Annotated in this window: 2 protein-coding genes; one reads left to right on the top strand and one right to left on the bottom strand. The window is 71.0% G+C overall.

Annotation, left to right across the window (positions count from 1 at the left end; all coding sequences use genetic code 11):
- Positions 1–11 precede the first annotated feature (11 nt).
- Positions 12–1,154: a diacylglycerol kinase family protein gene (locus QZ483_RS13510; protein ID WP_297084897.1), complete on the bottom strand. Its 1,143-nt coding sequence runs from the start codon at positions 1,152–1,154 to the stop codon at positions 12–14.
- Positions 1,155–1,188: 34 nt separating this feature from the next.
- Here QZ483_RS13510 and serS point away from each other — a divergent pair, with 34 nt between their 5' ends.
- The gene (gene serS / locus QZ483_RS13505; protein WP_297084895.1) at positions 1,189–2,460 is read left to right on the top strand and encodes a serine--tRNA ligase; all 1,272 of its coding nucleotides are present in this window, start codon (positions 1,189–1,191) and stop codon (positions 2,458–2,460) included.
- Positions 2,461–2,470: the final 10 nt, after the last annotated feature.

Here is a 2,470-nt window from a genome sequence, read left to right as displayed (position 1 = left end):
CGGAGAGGCGGCTAGGCGTTCGGGACGCGGACCTTCAGCGCCGCGGGTTCGATCCACGCCTTGATGCGCCGGGCGCGTCCCAGACCGTCGCCGTCGACCTGCACCCGCTCGGGAGAGGCCAGGGTGATCTCGACGCGCTTGCCCCGAGCGTGGTCGATGCGCGAGGCCCGCCACGCCTGCAGCAGCTCCGACTGCTTCATGCCGGCGCCCTGCGCGATGACCGACCCGAACAGGTCCGTCCAGCCCACGATCCCCGCGCGCGCATCGAGAGTCGCGATGTCGAGCGTGCCGTCGGTGATCGAGGCGTCAGGAATGAGCTGCAGGCCCCCGGGAAGCTTGCCGGCGTTCGCGAGCAGCACGGTGCGCATCTCGTTGGTGACCTCGTCGCCGCCATCGATGCTGACGGTCGCGGTCATGCGCTTGTCGCCCAGGTGCTCGAGCGCGGCGAAGAAGTACGCCATCCACCCGAGCCGACGCTTGAGCGTGGGATTGGCGCCGTCGACCATCTCCGCGTCGATCCCCGCGCCGGCCATGACCAGGAAGACGTGCGTGCCGTCCTCGCCATGGCCTTGGAACGCTCGCTCGAGCGTGAGATAGCCCACGTCCACGGTCCGATCCGCGCCCTCGAGCACGGTCCGCAGCTGCGCCGCCGTGTCCTGCATCGGCAGGTCGAGGTTGCGCGCGAACAGGTTGCCGGTGCCCATGGGCAGGATCCCCATGGCGACGCCGGTGTTGGCAAGACCCTCGGCGACTGCGCGCACGGTCCCGTCGCCGCCCACCGCCACCACGAGATCGGCCCCCGACTCGACGGCGCGGCGCGTCTGGCCGACCCCGGGGTCCTCCTCGGTGGTCGTGAACCACATGGGCTCGGGCAGGTAGCGGATCGCGCACGCGCGCAACGCACGCTCGCGGACTTCGGCGACGCCATCCTTGGAAGGGTTCGCGATAAACGCCACCCGCTGGCGCTCGGGGTTTTCGAGGCTGAACGCTCCGGGGGACGCGGCCGCTGCGGGATGCACGCGCAGGATCCCCCGCCACGCCTTGGGCACCGCGAACGGGTCGCGCGAGCCCACCTTGCGCGCGAGAGCGACGGAGAGCCACAGCCCGATCAAGGCGATCACCAGGGCAGTCGCGGCGAGAATCGTGGCGAGCATGGACCGAGCCTACGCCCCCGATAGACTCGCGGGCATGATCGACCTCAAGCTCCTGCGCGCCGAACCCGACGTCGTCAGGGACAGCCAGCGGTCCCGCGGCGACGATCCCGCCGTGGTGGATCAGGTGCTCGAGGCGGACGCCGCGCACCGCGCTGCGCTGACGGAGTTCGAGACCAAGCGCGCCGAGCAGAAGGGCCTGGGCAAGCAGGTCGCGCAGGCGCAGGGAGACGAGAAGCAGGCCTTGCTCGCGCGCACCAAGGCGCTTGCCGCCGAGGTCAAGGAGGCCCAGGCGAGGGCCGATGCGGCGGCGGCTCAGGCGGTCGAGCTCGCCCGGTCGCTGGGCAACATCCCGGAGCCCGGCGTCCCGAGCGGCGGCGAGGACAGCTTCACGGTGCTGCGCCACGAGGGCCAGGTGCGCGACTACGCGGCCGAGGGCGTCGAGGTCAAGGACCACCTCGCGATCGCCGAGGGCCTGAAGGCCATCGACATGGAGCGCGGCGCCAAGGTGTCCGGCGCGCGCTTCTACTTCCTCACGGGAATCGGTGCGCGGCTCGAGCTCGCGATCCTCAACGCCGCCATGAACCTGGCGTATGAGCGCGGCTTCAGCCCCATGATCACGCCCACGCTCGTGCGTCCCGAGACGATGGCCGGCACGGGCTTCCTAGGCAAGCACGCCGAGGAGATCTACTACCTCGAGCGCGACGACCAGTACCTGGTGGGCACCTCCGAGGTGGCGCTCGCCGGCTATCACGCGGACGAGATCCTCGACCTGAGCGCCGGCCCGCTGCGCTACGCGGGCTGGAGCGCCTGCTACCGCCGCGAGGCCGGGTCCGCCGGTCGCGACACCCGCGGCATCATCCGCGTCCACCAGTTCCACAAGGTGGAGATGTTCGCGTACACCCACGCGGAGGACGCCGCCGCCGAGCACCAGCGCTTCCTCGATATCGAGGAGGAGATGCTGCAGGCCCTCGGGCTGCCGTATCGCGTGATCGACACCGCCGCGGGCGACCTGGGCTCGAGCGCTGCGCGCAAGTTCGACTGCGAGGCGTGGCTGCCCAGCCAGGAGCGCTGGATGGAGGTCACCTCGACCTCGAACTGCACCACGTACCAGGCGCGACGCCTCAACACGCGCGAGCGTGGCGAGCACGGCACCACGCCTGTGGCGACCATCAACGGCACCATCGGCACCACCCGGTGGATCGTCGCGCTGCTCGAGAACCACCAGCAGGCGGACGGCTCGGTGCACGTTCCCGAGATTCTGCGCCCCTACCTCGGCGGCGCGGACCGGCTCGAGCCGGTCGTCTGACCCGGCCACC

The sequence above is a fragment of the uncultured Demequina sp. genome (genome assembly GCF_913055775.1).
Classification (GTDB): Bacteria; Actinomycetota; Actinomycetes; order Actinomycetales; family Demequinaceae; genus Demequina.
This window is presented reverse-complemented; position numbering and strand designations above follow the sequence as displayed.